The following is a 20,037-nucleotide window of genomic DNA, read 5'->3' on the forward strand; positions in this document are numbered from 1 at the left end:
TTTATAACATTCTGGAAGCAAAAATAAATGGAAATTAACCTCAGTAAACGCACAATCGGTTTAAATTTTGATCAGGGTAAGGCTGTATTTTGGTTGTGGGCGCCGAGGCTAAAACAGGTCATTTTACAACTTCAGTCATCAGACAATCACATCGATTTTGTTGCCAAACCAAATGGATATTGGCAGCTGGATGGTATTGAAATTCAACCTGGAGAAATATATAACTTAATTGTGGAAGCCAGTGATGGGGATAAAGGCTTTGAACATAAATTGATGCAACGACTGGATCCCGCAATGCTTTGGAAAGCAAATAATGATGATAGGTCTATCGCCTACGATTTAACGGCCTTTCCCTGGGCGGATGATGGTTGGAAAACCCCCGATTTGGAAAATTTCATTATCTATGAACTTCATTGCGGAACTTTTACTTCCAATGGAGAACTTTCAGCAATTGAAAACAGGCTTGATTATTTAGTTGACTTAGGGATTACAGCCATTGAAATTATGCCCGTCGCTCAATTTTCTGGAGCCAGAAACTGGGGCTACGATGGAGTATTTCCATTTGCTGTACAAAACACCTATGGCGGGCCCCAGGCACTGCAACATTTGGTAGATACCTGCCACAAGAAAGGAATTGCGGTAGTATTGGATGTCGTTTACAACCACCTTGGTCCAGAAGGTAATCATCTGGATGATTTTGGTGGTTATTTTACCGATAAATACCAAACTCCATGGGGCAAAGCCATTAATTTCGATGATGCATATAGTGATGAGGTAAGAAAGTTTTACCTCGAAAACGTGCTGATGTGGTTCAGGGATTTCCATATAGATGCTTTAAGATTGGATGCCGTTCATGCCATTAAAGATTTTAGTGCCCATCATTTTTTAGAAGAAGTAAAATCTGCCACTGCTCAATTATCACAGCTAACAGGCAGGAATTATTATCTTATTGTTGAATCGGATTTGAATGATAATCGCTACATCAACCCGCAAGAATCTGGGGGTTACGGAATGGATGGGCAATGGATAGATGAATTTCACCACGCATTAAGAGTAGCCTCTGGTGAGCCAAAAACTGGATACTATGAGGATTTTGATGGCGTGGAACATTTAGCCAAAGCTTATCGGGATGCTTATGTTTATGATGGTCAGTATTCTCGTCACCGAAAAAAAACCTTTGGCAGAAAAGCCACTGGCAATGCGGGTAAACAGTTTGTAGTGTTCTCTCAGAATCATGATCAGGTTGGGAACCGAATGTTAGGTGAACGAAGTTCGGCATTGTATAGCCATGCGATGCTAAAACTTATGGCTGGCGCAGTTTTCTGCAGCCCGTTTGTCCCTTTGGTTTTTATGGGCGAGGAATACGCAGAAGAAAATCCTTTTTTGTTTTTTGTAAGTCACCACGATGAAAAGCTTATTGAGGCCGTAAGAAAAGGCCGTCAGGAGGAATTTTCTGCCTTTCATCAAAACGGCCATCCGCCCGACCCACAAAGCATCGAAACTTTCGAATCATCCAAACTTAACTGGAATCTGCTCCACTTGGATAAACATGCATCTATGTTTGAGTATTATAAAGAACTGATTGCCTTACGAAAGCAATCTAAAGTGCTGGGTAATCTGGATCGGAATTGCCTTGATGCTCAGGCCTTGATAGCCGAGCAAACTGTAATTTTAAAAAGATGGAACTCGGAGGAAAGTATTTTTTGCATCCTCAATTTTTCTGCTGAAAGCCAGATCATCAGCGAAATTATTCCTAAAGCAGCATCGCTGATCTTCAATTCTCTGGGGCATGGAAATATACAGTCACCACCGCCCTCCACAACTTTTAAAACAATAACAGCTACCGCTGAAACCCTGCTTATTTTTTCGCAAAGCCATGTATAAACCTGCCTCTACTTACCGTATTCAGTTTAATAAAAACTTTAATTTTAAAAAATTAAAAAGTATAATCCCTTATTTGAAGGATTTGGGTGTCGATACCATTTATGCTTCTCCCATTTTTGCTGCCATACCCGGAAGTACCCATGGGTATGATATCGTGAATCCGTTAATGATTAACCCTGAAATTGGTACGGAGGCGGAACTGATTGAAATTTCTGGTTTGCTTAATAATGCTTCAATTGGCTGGTTGCAGGATATTGTACCCAACCACATGGCATTTCACCCAGATAATACCTGGTTAATGGATGTGTTAAAGAAGGGCGAAAAATCCAAATACGCTACATATTTTGATTTAAGTTTTGATGGGAAACTGATGGTCCCTTTTTTGGATGGTTCTCTGGAAGATTCACTAAAGGAAGATAAAATAACGGTTGTTAAATATAAAAACGAATATTTTTTAAATGATGGAAACCAGAACTGGCCAATTAACAGGCAAGGTTCAGCAAAGATTTCAGGTAAAAAATTATCAGCAATCAATAAAGATAAAAACCTGCTCAAAGAGATTATAGGTAAACAATTCTACCGTTTATGCGACTGGCAGGAAACAAACGAGCGAATAAATTATCGACGATTTTTTACGGTTCATGCTTTAATATGTTTAAACATTCAGGATAAGCAGGTTTTTGAAGCCTACCACCAGTATATCTTTAAGTTGGTCAAAATCGGGGTATTTAATGGCCTTCGGATTGACCATATCGACGGCCTGTACGATCCTCAAAATTACCTGAGCCAATTACGATCTACCTTGGGAGATGATGTTTATCTGGTGGTTGAAAAAATTCTTGCCAAGAACGAAACTCTTGGGCAGGATTGGAAATGCGATGGAACCACTGGCTACGATTTCATGGCGCTGTCTAATAATCTTTTTACCAATACTAAAGCGAAAGAAATCTTCGATGAAGTTTACGGAAGTGTTACTGGGAAGCAGTTAAGCCCCCGAGACATGGTAATTGAAAAAAAACGCTGCATTTTAAAGGAATATATGCAGGGAGAGTTAAACAACCTTTTCGATTTTTTTCTGCGTCTGAACCTCTCGAGAGGTGAAAGTTTTGATCATTCGGTACTTAAGGCTTCTATTGGTGAGATGCTCATCGCTATGCCTGTTTACAGATATTACGAATATGATTTCCCTGCTAAGCCAGAAGTCGCTGCAAATATTGGGCATTTATTAAAATCTTTGTTAAAAGATAAAGCCTTAGCAGCTGGAGGACAACTGTTGCAGAAAATCTTTTTGAAAAATACACTTGAAGATGATGCGGTGTACAATAAAAAAGTATCTGAGTTTTATCAGCGATGCATGCAGTTTTCGGGACCCTTAATGGCAAAAGGAGTTGAAGATACTTTAATGTTTACCTTCAATCGTTTTACGGGGCATAATGAAGTAGGAGATGCCCCCGAAGCATTTGGATTACAGGTTAAGGATTTTCACAAAAAAATGATCGAACGGCAAGAAAAAAATCCTTTTACGATGAATGCGAGTGCTACTCATGATACCAAAAAGGGAGAGGATGTGCGTGCCAGACTTAATGTTTTAACCGATGTACCGAAGCAGTGGGCAAAGTTTATAAACAAAATTAGTCGTGCCATAACAAAACAAACTAACCCTAACTTCAGCTCCATACATCCAAATGATTTGTATTTTATTCTTCAACACATCGTTGGTATTCTGCCATTTGCTGGTCAGTCCGATCAGGATTTAAATTTAAGGTTAGATGCATTTATTGAAAAAGCGTTAAGAGAAGCAAAGAAGCGCTCTGATTGGGCAATGCCTGATACCAGTTACGAACAAGTGCTTAAAGATTTTATCAAAGTTTGCCTTAATAATGGCGATATTATTGGCTCGTTGATCCAGGAATGGGTTTACAAAATTGCAGATTCAGCCGTGCTGAACAGTCTGTCTCAACTGATTTTAAAATTTACTGCTCCAGGTATTCCTGATGTGTATCAGGGCACAGAGCTTTGGGATTTGAGTTTGGTTGATCCTGATAACAGAAGACCAGTCGATTATTCTTTGAGAAATCAAATATTAGCTGGTATTGCCCACCAGGTAGATACTGCTAAATTGTGGAGGGAGCGTTACGATGGGAAGATCAAGTTGTATCTAACTTCAGTGCTCCTCAAACTAAGAAAATCCCATCAAATCGTGTTTGAACAGGGCAGCTACGTTCCTTTGAAAGTTAAAGGAAAATATGCCGATAGAATTGTCGCATTTGCCAGAAATCTGAATGACCAATGGATTATTGTAGTCTTACCATTAGGGATAGAGGGCTTTAAAACTAAAGACTTGAAAATAGGCTGGGAAGATACGCAGATCCATTTTCCCAAACAGGCACCTTCTGGAATCACCGATTTAATTTCTGGTAAAGCCATTTATAAGGATATATTAAAAGATGGTATATTGGTTAGGCAGATTTTTCACGAATTGAATGTGGCTGTACTTCAGCTTAGTGAAAACCCTTCTGGGCGTTCAGCTGGTTTATTGATGCACATCTCTTCGCTTCCTTCTGCATTTGGAATTGGCGATATGGGCAAGGAAGCTTATCAATTCATTGATTTTTTATCAAAATCGAAACAACGATACTGGCAAATTTTACCGTTAAATCCAACCAAAGCAGAAAACGGTCACGCACCTTATTCCAGTAATTCTGCACATGCGGGAAATCCCTTGCTAATCAGTTTAGAATCCCTGAGCGAACTGGGGCTGCTAAGCAGGAAAGAATTGGAAAATTTTATGATCCCAGACGGTGAAAGGATCAATTTTAAACTGGTCAGTTCTGCAAAGCGTAAAGGATTAGACGCAGCCTACCAAAAATTTCTTTGCTTAAAAGAACACGCACTGTGGAAGGATTTTTATTCTTTTATGAAGCTGGAGGAGAACTGGCTCGATGCTTTTGCACTTTATACGGCTATAAAAGCTCATCATCAGCAAGCAGAATGGTACAACTGGCCTGATGAATTTAAATATCGAAACAAAAAAAGCCTGGAGGATTTTCAGAAGGAAAATCAAGATGAGCTTTTAGCGATAAAATGGCAGCAGTTTATTTTTTACAAACAATGGCTTAAGCTTAAAGCCCTTGCCAACCAAAACCACATCAAAATTATAGGCGATTTACCATTCTATCTCGATTATGATTCGGTGGAGGTTTGGAGTCAGCCTGAATATTTTAAACTCAAAGATGATTTAAGTCTCAATAAAGTTGCTGGGGTTCCGCCCGATTATTTTAATGAAAAAGGTCAACTCTGGGGAATGCCAATATTCAATTGGGCAAAACACAGGGATAATGATTATAAATGGTGGATCGACCGCTTGAAGTGGAATGCCAAATGTTTTGATGTTATTCGACTGGATCATTTTTTGGCATTTTCTAAATACTGGCAGGTTGATGCGGCAGCTGTTGATGCAAGATCGGGTGAGTGGATACAAGGGCCTGGAGAAGCATTTTTTCGTATTATAAAAGAGTCATTGGGTGCTTTACCTTTTATCGCTGAAGATTTAGGCGAAAGATCTGCAGCGTCTGAAGAACTGAGGTCAAAGCTCCAGCTGCCAGGAATGGCCGTTCTTCAGTTCGGATTTGGTGAAGATCTGGTAGGCTCCCTTCACGCTCCTTTCAATATCGATTCTAATACAGTCGTTTATTCGGGAACACATGATAATAATACCATTCTAGGGTGGTATATGGAAGATATCCAGCAAGGTGAAAAAAAACGATTAAGTAGGTTTACCAGTATGAAAATTAATACTAAAAATATCAATGAAATAATCACCCGCTTAGCTTACGCTAGCCAGGGAAAGCTAGTAATATTACCTGTTCAGGATGTTTTAAACTTAGATGGTTCGGCTAGAATGAATATTCCAGGTACAGCAGAAGGCAACTGGACCTGGCGGCTAACTCCAAATCAAATGACTAAGAAGACCGCACAAAAACTCGCTCAAATGGTCCGGCTCTATGGAAGATCATATTAATAATTTTATTTCTTGGTAAAGTGTTGTTTATTAGCTGGAAACGTATTGTCGAAGATGAGGAGCGCTTTGCTAGAGCAGGTGCATAATCGTTTCAATATCTCAAATTTGGAAATGAATGGAAATTGGTAATGCAGGCTTGAATTGTTTACCCATTGTTAATTTGTCAACCATCTTCATTTATACAATAATCTAATTCACGCACACGCGATAAACGAATCCAAAACGATAATAGTATTTTAAAGACAACAACTAAATGCTTTAAAGTATTCTGCTGGGGTGTTGTTAATCAAGGGTTTGTGAAAACCAATTTAGCATCTGTATCGTTTTTATAATAACATTGCGAAGGCGATGCAGGGTTAGCCGAAAACCTCAAATAGAGTAGGCATTATTAAAATTAGAAACGTTATGAAACTTCAAGAGTTAAATTTAAACGAAATGAAAGAAATCAACGGTGGTGGTTTATTAGGTGGTAATGATTCAGCTAGTTCAGGTGGATTATTAGGTTCGATTGGAATTGGTAATTTATTATCATTCTCTAATGAAACACAAGACGGAGATGAATCGAGTAAAACCTCGTTCTCTTTAGGTAATAACATTGGTGGAAGCTTAGAAGGCTTATTCAAAAGTTTAACCAGCTAATTTGAATTAAAACCTCAGTTTATAAAAAGGCTTCGATTTAATCGAAGCCTTTTTTGTTTAATAAAAAACTAAAATTCAATATATTTTTTTGTTTTAAATATCCGACAACCAGGAGTTGTAACTTATTCGGGAGGGTTGTTTCAAATACGGCTTAATCGTAATCCTTAGCTGCTAGAAATGCGTTTATTATCTAAGTAGCACAAAAATTCTCAAAACAAGGGGAAGCTGAAAACCTTTAAAAGAGTAAGTTTAAGTAAATCTATTATCATGAAAAATTTATCAATAAAAGAGATGCGGGAAATTAATGGTGGCGGCGAAAGCTATTCCAGTGGGATTTCGGCAAGTAGCTCCACTGATAGTTTGTTGAACTTAACCATTGAGCGAAATAGTGGCGATAAACATAGCATTACCAAGATATCCATCGTAAACGGGATTAATCTAAATTTATCTGCTTTCGGCATCGGAGTAAACAAATAAAATTTAGAAAAACTAGTAAATGAAAGAACCAGTCACTCGGTTCTTTTATTCTTTATAAAACTAAAAGCGCTCCTTTTCGTATATAAACAGTAGATATGGATAGCGAAAAATATATATTTCCGAAAGAGATTATTGAAAATACTGCAGAATATCATTTTCATTCTCATAATTCCCGAACCAAGATTATTTATCAGGTACTACTGATTGTATTGCTTGTTGCATTTATTTCAATGTTTCTTATCCGTGTAGATGTAAATGTAAAAAGCACAGGTCTTTTTAGGCCAACCGCTGAGCGCAACGAGATTAAACCTTTGGTAGCTGGACGAATAGATTCTCTTTTTATTAAAGAAAACATGCATGTTAAAGCGGGTCAGGTATTATTTACCATAAAAAAAGAGAACATTGAAAGTCAGGATGAGTTGAACCAGTTTCAGCAAACAGATGTAGGAGACCAGCTTTTTGATTTGGGTTTATTGATCAATGCCTATCGACGTAACGACTGGTCTAAAAAGCTCGACCTTAAGTCAGGCGTTTATGGTCAGCAATATAGCTTATTTATGCAAAGGGTAACCGAGGCGAAAGCAAGATACCAGCTGGCCTTAAAAAACTTTGATAGATATGCGTTTTTGTTTAAGAAGAAAGCTGTTTCTGCGCTAGAGTATGATGAGGTTAAACTCAAAAAAGATAATGTATTTAACGAGCTCTCTCTAATCGGCGAAGAACAAGGTAGTAAGTGGCAAACTGAGTTGAATCAGCTAACCATTCAAAATCAACAGCTTGGCACAAAAGACAAGCAGTATGAGGAGGAAAAGGAATTCTATACCATAAAAGCACCTTTAACTGGTACAGTTCAGGAATTAAAAGGTATTCAACCTGGCAGCTCAATCTCTGCAAATGAAATTCTGGGGGAAATTTCTCCCGATTCGGGCCTTATTGCCGAAACCTACGTACAACCAAAAGATATCGGTTTATTAAATATAGGGACCAAAGCCAGGTTTCAGATCGATGCCTATAACTATAATCAATGGGGGATGGCAACAGGAAAAATTATTTCCATCTCCAGCGATGTTTTTATGCAAAATGGTGGACAACCTTTTTTTAAAGTCCGGTGCTTATTAGATAAAAACAGTCTTAATTTAAAAAACGGCTATGTGGGGAAAATTAAAAAGGGGATGACATTGCAAGCTCGTTTTTTTGTAACCCGAAGAACTCTTTTTCAACTTCTTTACGATAAAGCAGACGATTGGCTGAATCCAAATGTAATTCCTCAAGCTAAAGAAAATACTTTAACAAGCCTATGAAATTGAACACAATCTTTAGCAGGATCAAAGCAAAATTTACCGTTGGTTCCAATTCAAAAAGAACCATTATAAAACAACACGATGTAACCGACTGTGGAGCAGCTTGTCTGGCTTCAATAGCGATACATTATGGCCTCGACATGCCAATTGCCAGAATCAGGCAATATGCTTCGACAGATAAAAAAGGAACAAATGTTTTAGGTTTAATTGAAGCTTCCAGCCGATTGGGGTTTTCTGCTAAAGGTGTAAAAGCCGATTATGATAATCTCTTCAGTATCCCCTTACCTGTTATTGCACATGTAATCCAAAATAAGCTGCCGCACTACGTGGTTATTTATGCAATTCATTCTGATTATATAGAGGTAATGGACCCAGCATATGGCGAAATGCAAAAAATCCCCCATAGCGAGTTCAGAGAAAAATGGAGTGGTGTTTTATTAATGCTGCTTCCTGGAGATGATTTTACTGCGGGAACGGAGCGTATTTCATTGGAAAAACGTTTTCTGTATCTTTTAATGCCCCATAAATCGATACTGATTCAGGTTTTAATTGGTGCAATCTTCTATACTATTTTAGGTTTATCCACCTCGATTTTCCTGCAAAAAATTGTAGATAACGTATTACCAGAAGGCAATACAAATTTGCTTAATTTGATGGGAACCGTTATGATAATTATCATTTTGCTTCAGATTTTTATCAATTATGCTAAGACACTTTTAACCATAAAAACTGGTCAGCAGATAGATGCCAGGCTAATTTTAGGCTATTACAAACATTTATTAAAACTTCCTCAGCAATTTTTTGATACCATGCGTGTTGGTGAAATCATTTCGAGAATGAATGATGCCGTAAAAATCAGGGCTTTTATTAATGATGTGTTAATTGGTTTTGCCCTTAATGTTTTCATCCTGATATTTTCTTTTGCGCTAATGTTTACCTATTACTGGAAACTGGCGTTAATTATGCTTACGGTTATCCCGCTATATGCCATAATTTATTATTTCTCGAATAAACTGAATAGAAGTACGCAAAGAAAACTGATGGAGAAAAGTGCTGATTTGGAGAATCAACTAGTCGAATCGGTAAATTCTGTAAGTACAATAAAAAGATTTGGACTCGAAAACTTTTCAAATCTTAAAACTGAAATTAGGTTTATAGAATTGCTGAAAACCGTATATACTTCGGGTACAAACTCACTGCTAATTGGTAATGCCAGTAGTTTTGTATCTAGTTTATTTGCTGTTATTCTGCTCTGGGCAGGTGCAAGTTTTGTAATTCAGAATTTAATTACCCCAGGAGAACTTTTATCATTTTATGCCATAATAGGTTATTTTACTGGACCAGTTATTGGTTTAATTGGTATGAACAAGGTTTTTCAGGATGCAAGAATTGCCGCAGACCGACTTTTCGAGATTATGGATTTGGAAAGGGAAAAAACTGAAAATCGTACCGAACTGACCACGGATATGATTGGCAATATCGAATTTAAACATGTAAACTTCAGGTATGGAACAAGGGTTACCGTATTTGAAGATTTCAACCTGAAAGTGCAAAAAGGGAAGATTACAGCGATTGTTGGTGAAAGTGGTTCGGGTAAAACGACTTTGCTGTCATTGCTGCAAAATATCTACCCGCTTCAGTCGGGTAATATCACAATTGGAGAATTTGATATAAATTATTTAACCAACGAAAGCTTGCGTAAATTGGTTGGTGTTGTACCACAGGATGTGCATTTATTTGCTGGAAATGTAATTGATAACATTGCAGTGGGTGAAATGGAACCTGATATGAAACGTGTTTTAAGGGTTTGCAGCCAGTTAAATATTTTGGATTTCATAGAAAATTTGCCACAAGGATTTGAAACCTATCTAGGTGAAAATGCCACTAATCTTTCTGGAGGACAACGACAAAGGTTAGCGATTGCAAGAGCTTTATATCGCGAGCCTGAAATTTTAATTTTGGATGAAGCAACCTCATCATTAGATTCCACCTCGGAAGAATATATTCACAATGCAATTTCGATATTACGTGAAAAAGGCAAAACCATTATTCTAATAGCTCACCGTTTAAGTACCGTGGTAAATGCCGATAAAATTGTGGTTTTAAATAAAGGAGAAACGATAGAAGAAGGTACGCATCAATTTTTATTAAATAAGAAGGGCGCATATAGAGAGATGTGGAACAAGCAATTTCCAACCATAGGAAAAGCATGAATTAAGTTGTAATTAGGTTTTTTGATCTTATTCTCAGGAAGAAATAATCAGGAATTGATTTTTTGATATGGATACAGCATGCTGAATTTGTAATAGAGCACAGCTTTGTCGTACGTTATACCTATTGGATGAAGATTAAGGGGCCTCTAGTCCAGACTTACTTCTGTTTTTTTTGAATACCGCACCTTTATCAAAAAGTAATAAAAAAGGCAGCAACCTTTACAGATTGCTGCCCCTTTAAATCATAAGGCATTCACTTATGATTTAAGGCTATCAAAAATGCCAGCTAAACTGCCGCCAATATTGTTGCCTAATGAGAACGAGGTGTTGTTGGATTCGTCACCATCCTGGGTAGAATTGGAGAAGGATAATAAATTACCAATTCCAAGGCTTCCGCCTAATCCGCCCGAACTTGCAGAATCATTGTTTCCAAAAATTCCGCCACCGTTAATTTCTTTCATTTCGTTTAAATTCAATTCTTGCATTTTCATAATTTCAAGTTTTAAACGTTGCCTACTCTGTTATAGATTTTCAGCTTGTTCTGTTTCCGATTTCCATCGTCTTTGTATTATAAACGTTTTAAGCAACCTTTTGGATTATAAAAAACGCTATATAGCAACACATATAGAGAATAGTTTAAAGCAGTATGTTGTACTTTAATGCAAACAATTAATTTTAGTTTCTGTTACCTACGTGTTTTTAATAAAAAGCTAATATTCATTAATAAAGGTGTGGCACATGATGACAAACAGCCAGGCCTTATGATTGGTTCCCCTTCAAGTTTTTGGTAAAAAGCGGATCGCTCTTTTAGCATCGTATTCTGCATGAGTTGTCTCTATCATCCTCATTTTTTGTATAAATCACTACATTATTCTTAAACGCAGGCGAGTGTTCTTTGATTACCAGGTGATCTTTATTATCTGCTAATAACTAGGTAGATGCCTTGAATTAGTATACCTACCCAAGCATTTTTTAAAAGAATGATGATCAATTGTAGATCTTCCAGAGTTTCTTTTAGTTTTCATACTAGAACTAAAAAATCAACATCTTTTATAATAAAACCGAAGTAATAAGTAATGTAATTATTAAAAAAACTTTAGATATTTTTTTTGTAAAGTGCTGTAATTCAGATTTTTTAGCGAAATTTAGATAACAAACAAAACAAAAAACTAATGAAAGCTCTCAAAATTATCCTAATCCTACTTGGAATTATCTTCTTTTTGGCTGTCGCAGTTGGAACTTATGTAAAAATCGCCCTTCCCGATGTAGGTGCAGCACCATCAATTAAGATTGAAAAAACACTTCAAACTATTGAAAATGGAAAATATCTGGCCAATCATGTAACTGTGTGTATAGATTGCCACAGTTCAAGAGACTGGACTAAATTTGCAGGGCCTTTAAAAGCTAATACTTTAGGTAAAGGAGGTGAGGTTTTTAATCAGGAAATGGGTTTTCCTGGTTCTTATGTAGCTCCAAACCTTACACCTTATGGCTTGGGGAGTTGGACCGATGGTGAAATTTTTCGAGCGATTACTGCAGGAGTAAATAAAGATGGTAAAGCTTTGTTTCCAGTAATGGCTTCGCATCGGTTTGGAAAGATGGATAAAAAGGACATTTATGACATTATCGCTTATGTTAGAATACTGAAACCAATAAAACATTCAGTAGCAAAATCAGAATCTGATTTTCCCGTAAACTTTATCATAAATACAATGCCTAAAAAGGCTGATTTTCAAACAAGACCTTTAGAAAATGACACCTTAAAATATGGTGCATACTTAATAAACGCTGCAGGCTGTGTAGACTGTCATAGCAAAACAGATAAAGGAAATATAGTTAAGGGAACCGAATTTGGGGGAGGCATGGAATTTAAATTACCAGGAGGAATGTTGCGTTCTTCAAATATTACGGGAGACGTTAGCACTGGTATTGGCAAATGGAGCAAAGTAATGTTTGTTAACCGATTCAAAGCATTTTCAGATAAAAATTATCAATCTCCTTTGGTAGAAACCAATGGCATAAATACTCCAATGCCCTGGGTGATGTATGGAGGAATGAAAAAAACCGATTTAGAGGCAATTTATAGCTATTTGGTAAGTATTAAACCTATTCAAAATCGGGTAGAAAAGTTCACTCCAGACAAGTAGATGCGCTTTGAAATTCGATTAAGCTTTTTTTATATGTTGCATAAATTAAGCATAGTTTGTGTTTTGTTGATAATAATCAATAATTTTTTTTCAAAAAGGGTATTTTTACTGTATGATTAATTAGGGGAAATTCTAAATTTGCTATATGGAAAATCCACAACGAAAATCAGATTTAAGCATCTTCCTGCAAAAGGTTAGGCAGCTAAGAGGTTTTGGTGATATGAACTCTTATAGCTTAGTTACAGAGTTTAAGGATCTTGGAAACATTCCTGATTCTAAAATAAAACATATAATAGAAGATATGTCGTCACCACAAACGTGGAATAATGGCAAATCGATCTTTATTGAAAGCGTTATAGAAAATCTCCTCGAAAATTAAAGAAATAAAATAGCTCAAAGCCTTCATTATTAAAATATTGAAGGCTTTTTTTGTGTATGATAATTATGTTGCGAAAAAAACTTTATCTTCAATAAAAAACTAATTCCCATGAAAAAAATTATTCTTATTTATTGCTTTTTAGCGATTTGTTTAGTTGCTAATGCACAAAAATTTGTGCCCGAAATTAAAACGGGAACACAAATTACAGCTACAGCTATCGTTGGTGGACAAGAATTTCCATTGGCTTTAAAAATTATTAGTACAACAGCGCCTTATAGCATTGGTTGGGGTGTAGATGGTTATGGAGAAGGTTCGTTTGAAATGAGTGAAAAAGCATTTGCAAACGGTACAGAGCTAGTTCAGGTTAGCCAGCCTGCTTTAGGTGTAACCAAGTTGGGCGATGCTCAAACTTTTTCTATTATTTCTAAAGATGCTTTTAAAACTTTAACGGATACAAAAGCATTTACTTATGGAGGTGCAAAGTTTAAAATTAAAACACCTGAAACTGCTGCGATAAAAATAAATGGAAAAGATGTTGATGTTTTTCATGTTATAAATGAAGATGGGAAACAAGAATTATGGGTGCTGAATAACGCCGCTTTCCCTTTAATTATTCAAAGTACAGGACAAGCAACAGATATTGTAATGTCAGAAATTAAATAGTTTTTGAAATATTAAGAAAATAAAAAGCCCGAAGGGGCTTTTTTAATTTCAAAGCATTATTTTTACGCCAATTATGGAAAACGACAAAAAAGAAATATTTGATAACGTTGCACAACGCTTAAAAATTGAAGGTTTTAATGTAGTAAACCGCGATGAAACCCGTCCTTGGGGAGGTTTTTTTGTTATTGATGAAGCGCAAGCACAACAATTTGCCGATACTTATTTCGACGGTTTAAACGTTGAGGACCTTAAAATTGGCGGGAAATTAAGCCCTAAAATTTTAATTGTTGCACCAAATACTCGCTTATCTTGGCAATATCATCACCGCAGAGCCGAAATTTGGCAAGTGGTAACCGGTACTGTTGGTATTAAAACCAGCGAAACTGATGAAGAAGGCGAAGTAAAAAAATACGCTCCAAAAGATCAGATTAAATTGCAACAAGGTAAACGCCATCGTTTAATCGGTTTAGAAGATTGGGGTGTTGTTGCAGAAATTTGGCAACATACTGATGCTTCAAACCCATCAGATGAAAGCGATATTGTTAGAGTTCAAGACGATTTCGGTAGATAATATAACAATCATAAATCCTGTTTCGTTATGCGGAACAGGATTCTCTTTATTCCAAAAATCTCACTTTTTAGGTTTCTATGGCCTACAAAACTAAACGCCCTCAAATTTCGTTTATAAAGTACACACACAATACATGATTATTCTAATATTTTTTCTTTGCCATTGGTTTTTATCTTTATTTAGCCAAACATTTTTCCTGCATCGCTATTCATCACATAAAATGTTTAAAATGGAATTGTTTTGGGAAAGATTTTTCTATTTGGTTTTATTGATATCGCAAGGTTCATCATTTTTAAATCCGAGGGCTTACGCTATTTTGCACCGTATGCACCATGCTTATAGTGATACAGAGAAAGATCCGCATTCGCCGCATTTTTTTAAGGATGTTTTTGGGATGATGATTGCGACAAAGAATATGTATATGAATTATCTTCATTTTAAAATACAGCCTGAACCTGCTTTTCAAGGTAATTACCCTGAGTGGCCTTTGGTTGATCGAATTGGAGATTCATGGTTTTGGAGAATTGGATGTGGTTTGTTTTATATTGGTTTTTACATCATGTTTGCTAACCATTGGTGGTTATTTATCTTATTACCAATTCATTTTTTAATGGGTCCATTGCATGGTGCAATTGTTAACTGGTGCGGTCATAAATATGGCTATTCAAACCACGATAATGATGATCATAGCAAAAACTCTCTTCCATGGGATTTTCTTTTGATGGGCGAATTGTTCCAAAATAATCACCACAAAAAACCAAATAGTCCGAATTTTGCATCGAAGTGGTGGGAGTTTGATCCAACATACCCAGTTATGAAGATGCTACATTGGATGAGGATTATTAAAATTAGGAAGGTTTAAGGAAGATTTTATTTGCTTGTTAAAATTTTTATCCATTGGTTGAAGCCAATGGCAATTAATTTTATGCAGAAAAATGTACCATTTGCTATTCATTTTTGCAATGATTTTTGTTATTTAAACCCGACAGGAGCGAACACGGAGTGTAACGAAGTAAAGCGAATGGCGGGGCTTTCGTAACCGATATAAACAGAACCTTGCTTTTCAAATAAATATTAAATCTCATTTTATGATCAACTTCCTAAAAATTGTTTTCTCTGCACTGTTGGTTTTTATGTGCTACAAGGTTATTACAACTTCTTTAGAAAGTGATCTGTTTGAACAATGGGATTTTTTAGGGAGCATTCCCTGGATGCGTGCTACGCTGTGGGATTTCTATGCTAACATCTTCATTATTACTTTGTGGATGTTCTATAAAGAAAAAAGTATTATTCTTAAAATCTCTATTACAATTTTGTTCGTATGTTTAGGTAGCATAGCAACTTTAGCTTATGTTTTGGTTTATTTATTTAAACTAAAACCGGGTGAAGGTGTTAAAGAATTACTTAGTAAGCGATAGGGCGAGTTTAAAGGTGTAGGGTGTCTTGCTAAGGTTTCAGTTATGTTAAAACTGTGGCTTTTGGCCTTAAACCTTTTACCTTAAATTTTATGCCTTTTCAAACGGGACACCTGTTTTTCATTGCCCTTGTATCGTTAATTGCTTGCTGCGCCATTATGTTTATGGTTTGGTTGTGGGCAAAAAAAATTAAAAATGCTGGTGTTGTAGATGTTTTCTGGGCATTAAATTTTCCAGTAATTACCCTAATTACTTTCTTTTTATCTGAGGGTTTTGAAACCAGAAAGCTTATAATTTGTGGTATGTTTTTATTGGCAGAACTGCGCTTAGGCTTACATCTTTGGCAGCGTGTTATTGGTCATTTAAGCGAAGAAGAAGGGCGATACCAACAACTACGAAAAGAATGGGGCGAAAAAGCGGATAGAAATTTCTTTTTTTTCTTTCAATTTCAGGCCATTTCTAATGTATTACTGGCGATTCCTTTCTTTATTATTACCGCGAATTTATCTAAACAGATAAGCATTTGGGAATTTGTGGGAATTGGGATCTGGATTATTGCCTTTTTTGGTGAAATGATTGCCGATAAACAGCTTGCAGACTTTAAAAAAGACCCGAAAAACAAAGGAAAAGTTTGTGATACAGGTTTGTGGCATTACAGCCGTCACCCAAATTACTTTTTCGAATGGTTAACATGGATGGCTTATTTTGTTTTTGCTTTGGCATCTCCTTGGGGAATTTTAGCCATCATTAGTCCCGCCATAATTTTATACTTATTAACCAAAGTTACGGGCGTTCCGAATAATGAAGAGCAAAATTTGAGAAGCAAGCCAGTAGCCTATAAAAAATATCAGGAAACAACGAGTGCTTTTTTTCCTTGGAAAAATTAGGTTAGAGGTTGTGCGTTGAGGTGCGTGTACAGTTGCCCAAACTTATAACCTATAGCTATTAACTTATAAATTATGTGGTACGATAAACTTTTAGAAAACGATAAACTTCCTGATACTGCCTTGCGATTGGGTATTAGAAAACTTTGTAAGCAGCGTTTAGATGATGAAACTTTAGATAATGAAGAACTGCAGCAGGAAAAATTTATGGATTTGGTGGAGGAGCTTAAGCAATCGCCAATTGCTGTAAACACCGCCGAGGCTAATGAACAGCATTACGAATTACCGACTCAGTTTTTTCAATATTGCTTAGGTAAAAATCTTAAATACAGCAGTGGTTACTGGAAACCTGGAGTTAAGGATATTGATACCTCTGAAGATGATATGTTGGCTTTAACCTGTAAAAGAGCTGATTTACAAAGTGGTCAGAATGTTTTGGAATTGGGTTGTGGCTGGGGTTCTTTATCGCTTTATATGTCGGCTAAATTTCCCGAAAGTAGATTTACGGTGGTTTCTAACTCTGCAACGCAGAAAATTTTTATTGATGAAACAGCTAAACAACGCGGTATTGAAAACTTAACGGTTTTAACGGCCGATATGAATACGTTTACCATTGCCGATACTTTCGATAGAATTGTATCTGTAGAGATGTTTGAGCACATGCGCAACTATAAATTTTTGCTGAATAAGGTTGCAGGTTTTTTAAAGCCCGATGGAAAGTTGTTTGTTCATATTTTTACACACAAAACTTTAGCTTACAAGTTTGAGGTAATTGATGAAACCGATTGGATGAGTAAATATTTTTTTACTGGCGGAATTATGCCATCAAATCATCTATTTTTCTATTTTAATGATGATTTAAAAATCGACAAACATTGGGTGGTAAACGGTACAAACTACGGTAAAACTTCTGAGGCCTGGTTAAGCAATATGGATAAACATAAAACCGAAATCATGCCAATTTTAGCAAACACCTACGGTAAAGATCAGGCTGTAAAATGGTGGGTTTACTGGCGTTTGTTTTACATGAGTTGTGCCGAATTATTTAATTATAATAAAGGTAACGAATGGATGGTTTGTCATTATTTATTCGAAAAAAGAGCTTAAAGCAAAAAGTTGAAAGACCAAGCAAAATCATACATCTCAAAATTACATCATGCAAAAGCTCGCCATTATTGGCTCTGGAATAGCAGGAATGGGTTGTGCCCATAAACTGCAACATAAATACGATATTACTGTTTTTGAAGAGGCCGATTACATTGGCGGACATACTAATACTATTACGCTTGAAGAAGACGGAAAACCGATTTATCTGGATAGTGGTTTTATGGTTTTTAATTACCAAACCTATCCAAATTTGACAGAAATGTTTGCCGAGATTGATGCTCCTGTTATTAAAACGGATATGTCTTTTAGCGTTCAGTTTTTGCCAAAAAAATTAGAGTATAGTGGTTCGAGTTTAAATCATTTATTCGCACAGCGAAAGAATATTTTTAATATTTCTTATTTAAAAATGCTGATGCAAATTAACCGTTTTAATAAACAAAGTATAGAAATTTTAGATAAACCTGAGTATCAGGATTATTCGATTGGAAGATTTTTTAAGGAATTTGGTTACAGTGATGATATGCTTTGGCAATACCTTATTCCGATGAGTGCTGCGGTTTGGAGTGCGCCAATGGAACAGATTTTAGATTTCCCAGCGATAACTTTAATCAGGTTTTTCAAGAATCATGGTTTTTTGGGTTTAGATACACAACACCAATGGTACACCTTGCAAAATGGGAGCCAGGCTTATCGCGAAAAGCTGATTGCACCTTTCAGAGAGCGGATTAAAATAAATAATAAAATCGTTTCCGTGAATAGATTAGAAAACGGAAAGGTTGAGGTCGAAAATTTAAAAGGAGAGAAGTTTGAGTTTGATAAAGTAATTATGGCGAGCCATGCCGACCAGAGTTTTGATATTGTAAAAGATAAAACCGCTTTAGAAACCGAGTTGCTTTCGAAGTTTAAATATCAGTTAAATAGAGCGGTTGTACATACTGATGAAGATCAAATGCCTAAAGCTAAATTGGCCTGGAGCAGTTGGAATTACCGTGTAGAAAAACAAGGTGATAAGTTTTTGCCGAGCACCATTTATTGGATGAACAGCCTGCAAGGTGTTTCTAAAAAAACAAATTACTTTGTTTCAATCAACCCAACGGAAACTTTAAACCCAAGTAAAATTGTAAAGGAAATCGATTATCATCATCCGTTGTTTGATGTGCCAGCAATGCAGGCACAAGAGCGATTGCATGAGTTAAATGAAAGTGGTCCGATTTATTATTGTGGCAGTTATTTTAAATATGGTTTTCATGAAGATGCATATAAAAGTGCGGTAGATTTGTGCTTAATGATGTAAAAGGTTGTCGTAATTTCGACCGTAGTTTTTGTTGCCATTCTGAGGCACGAAGAATCTGAAGTCGATAGAATGCTGCCGATAATAGTTGATAGTGTATAAAAAGATATTTTCGTTTTGACGAATATACTGTAGATTCTTCGCTGCGCTCAAAATGACAAAGCTGTTAATCACTGCCATCGTACTTCACTTCACCGATAAAGTGTTTTTTTTTGTAAATTGAAATAAATGCCATTAAAATCATCCATATATACTGCAAAAGTAATGCACCATCGCCTGGCGCCAAAAAAACATTCTTTTTGGTACAAAGTGTATATGTTTTATATCGATTTGGATGAAATAGATTTATTGGCTAAAAAACTTCGTTGGTTTAGTCGGAATAAGTTTAATTTGTTTTCTTTTAGGGATCAAGAACATCTTCAATTACCAAAGGAAAATCCTGACCAAACCAAAAATACCAGACAGCACCTGGAAACTTACCTTAAAGAGAACGGCGTTGATGGAAGTAGTTTAAAAATTAAGCTTTTAACCAATTTAAATGTATTAGGCTATAATTTTAATCCCGTTTCGTTTTATTATTGTTTCGATGAAGCTGAAAATCCAGTTTGTTGCGTTGCTGAAATTAGTAATACTTACCGCGAAATGAAACTTTTTTTCTTCGGAAAAGAGGAGTTGGATGGCGATACATTTAAAAAAATAACAACTAAATACTTTTATGTTTCTCCATTTATCAATCATGATGATGTATTTGATTTTAACTTAAAAATACCGACGGATAAATTAGAAATCAACATCGATGATATTGATAAACAGGGTAATCGATTTTTTATCAGCACTTTAAAGGGTGAACAAAAAACGTTAAATAATGTTAGTTTGTTGAAGTGTTTTTTCTCAATTCCATTAATTCCTTTGCAAATTATGGGTATGATCCATTGGCAAGCATTCAGACTTTGGTTAAAAAAACTATCTTTTCATCCAAAAGCCGAAAACCCTGAGCTACAACGTAACGTATATAAACCATATAAACCTTAACAAACGCTCCCAG

The 20,037-nt window shown here is 36.1% G+C and carries 17 protein-coding genes; 16 read left to right on the forward strand and 1 reads right to left on the reverse strand.

The genetic code is table 11. The features are described 5' to 3' along the window. Window positions 1-27: 27 nt before the first annotated feature. The 6 genes from treZ (at window position 28) to ACZZZI_RS14725 (ending at window position 10,535) form a co-directional block, all read left to right on the forward strand. Window positions 28-1,884, forward strand: coding sequence for a malto-oligosyltrehalose trehalohydrolase (gene treZ, locus ACZZZI_RS14700; protein WP_463489849.1), 1,857 nt, complete (start codon window positions 28-30; stop codon window positions 1,882-1,884). Beyond that, window positions 1,877-5,905 (forward strand): malto-oligosyltrehalose synthase, encoded by a 4,029-nt coding sequence (gene treY / locus ACZZZI_RS14705; protein WP_463489850.1) that lies wholly within the window; start codon window positions 1,877-1,879, stop codon window positions 5,903-5,905. The genes treZ and treY overlap by 8 nt, the downstream gene beginning before the upstream one ends. A 405-nt stretch (window positions 5,906-6,310) precedes the next feature. After that, on the forward strand, window positions 6,311-6,544 hold the full coding sequence (locus tag ACZZZI_RS14710; RefSeq protein WP_316756548.1) for a hypothetical protein: 234 nt from the start codon (window positions 6,311-6,313) through the stop codon (window positions 6,542-6,544). Between the two features lie 267 nt (window positions 6,545-6,811). Further along, window positions 6,812-7,021, forward strand: coding sequence for a hypothetical protein (locus tag ACZZZI_RS14715; RefSeq protein WP_463489851.1), 210 nt, complete (start codon window positions 6,812-6,814; stop codon window positions 7,019-7,021). A 95-nt stretch (window positions 7,022-7,116) separates the two neighbouring features. Further along, window positions 7,117-8,322, forward strand: a complete 1,206-nt coding sequence (locus ACZZZI_RS14720) for an HlyD family secretion protein (RefSeq protein WP_463489852.1) — start codon at window positions 7,117-7,119, stop codon at window positions 8,320-8,322. After that, window positions 8,319-10,535, forward strand: coding sequence for a peptidase domain-containing ABC transporter (locus ACZZZI_RS14725; protein WP_463489853.1), 2,217 nt, complete (start codon window positions 8,319-8,321; stop codon window positions 10,533-10,535). The genes ACZZZI_RS14720 and ACZZZI_RS14725 overlap by 4 nt, the downstream gene beginning before the upstream one ends. A 257-nt stretch (window positions 10,536-10,792) precedes the next feature. Here ACZZZI_RS14725 and ACZZZI_RS14730 read toward each other — a convergent pair whose 3' ends face one another. Beyond that, the gene (locus ACZZZI_RS14730) at window positions 10,793-11,026 is read right to left on the reverse strand and encodes a hypothetical protein (RefSeq protein WP_463489854.1); all 234 of its coding nucleotides are present in this window, start codon (window positions 11,024-11,026) and stop codon (window positions 10,793-10,795) included. Between the two features lie 681 nt (window positions 11,027-11,707). Between ACZZZI_RS14730 and ACZZZI_RS14735 the strand changes: the two genes are divergently transcribed. The 10 genes from ACZZZI_RS14735 to ACZZZI_RS14780 all read left to right on the forward strand — a co-directional run bounded on the left by ACZZZI_RS14735 (window position 11,708) and on the right by ACZZZI_RS14780 (window position 20,024). After that, entirely contained in the window at window positions 11,708-12,682 is a 975-nt protein-coding gene (locus tag ACZZZI_RS14735) for a c-type cytochrome (RefSeq protein WP_463489855.1), read from the forward strand. Window positions 12,683-12,827: 145 nt separating this feature from the next. Next, window positions 12,828-13,061: a hypothetical protein gene (locus tag ACZZZI_RS14740; protein WP_316756560.1), complete on the forward strand. Its 234-nt coding sequence runs from the start codon at window positions 12,828-12,830 to the stop codon at window positions 13,059-13,061. A 108-nt stretch (window positions 13,062-13,169) separates the two neighbouring features. Beyond that, window positions 13,170-13,724: a hypothetical protein gene (locus tag ACZZZI_RS14745; protein ID WP_463489856.1), complete on the forward strand. Its 555-nt coding sequence runs from the start codon at window positions 13,170-13,172 to the stop codon at window positions 13,722-13,724. A gap of 73 nt (window positions 13,725-13,797) precedes the next feature. Further along, a complete protein-coding gene (locus ACZZZI_RS14750; RefSeq protein ID WP_463489857.1) occupies window positions 13,798-14,295 on the forward strand; it encodes a cupin domain-containing protein in 498 nt (165 codons plus the stop codon). A 133-nt stretch (window positions 14,296-14,428) separates the two neighbouring features. Then, window positions 14,429-15,157 carry an acyl-CoA desaturase gene (locus ACZZZI_RS14755; protein ID WP_316756565.1) on the forward strand — a complete coding sequence of 243 codons (729 nt, stop codon included), beginning with the start codon at window positions 14,429-14,431 and terminating at the stop codon, window positions 15,155-15,157. Between the two features lie 226 nt (window positions 15,158-15,383). Beyond that, a complete protein-coding gene (locus ACZZZI_RS14760) occupies window positions 15,384-15,713 on the forward strand; it encodes a DUF1475 family protein (protein WP_463489858.1) in 330 nt (109 codons plus the stop codon). An 89-nt stretch (window positions 15,714-15,802) separates the two neighbouring features. Continuing rightward, window positions 15,803-16,597, forward strand: a complete 795-nt coding sequence (locus ACZZZI_RS14765) for a DUF1295 domain-containing protein (RefSeq protein ID WP_463489859.1) — start codon at window positions 15,803-15,805, stop codon at window positions 16,595-16,597. A 72-nt stretch (window positions 16,598-16,669) separates the two neighbouring features. Next, window positions 16,670-17,701 (forward strand): SAM-dependent methyltransferase, encoded by a 1,032-nt coding sequence (locus tag ACZZZI_RS14770; RefSeq protein ID WP_316756571.1) that lies wholly within the window; start codon window positions 16,670-16,672, stop codon window positions 17,699-17,701. A gap of 49 nt (window positions 17,702-17,750) precedes the next feature. Further along, window positions 17,751-18,995, forward strand: coding sequence for an NAD(P)/FAD-dependent oxidoreductase (locus tag ACZZZI_RS14775; RefSeq protein ID WP_463489860.1), 1,245 nt, complete (start codon window positions 17,751-17,753; stop codon window positions 18,993-18,995). A gap of 225 nt (window positions 18,996-19,220) precedes the next feature. Beyond that, window positions 19,221-20,024 carry a DUF1365 domain-containing protein gene (locus ACZZZI_RS14780; protein ID WP_463489861.1) on the forward strand — a complete coding sequence of 268 codons (804 nt, stop codon included), beginning with the start codon at window positions 19,221-19,223 and terminating at the stop codon, window positions 20,022-20,024. The last annotated feature ends 13 nt before the right edge of the window (window positions 20,025-20,037 follow it).

The sequence above is a fragment of the Pedobacter sp. AC190 genome, from assembly GCF_979258025.1.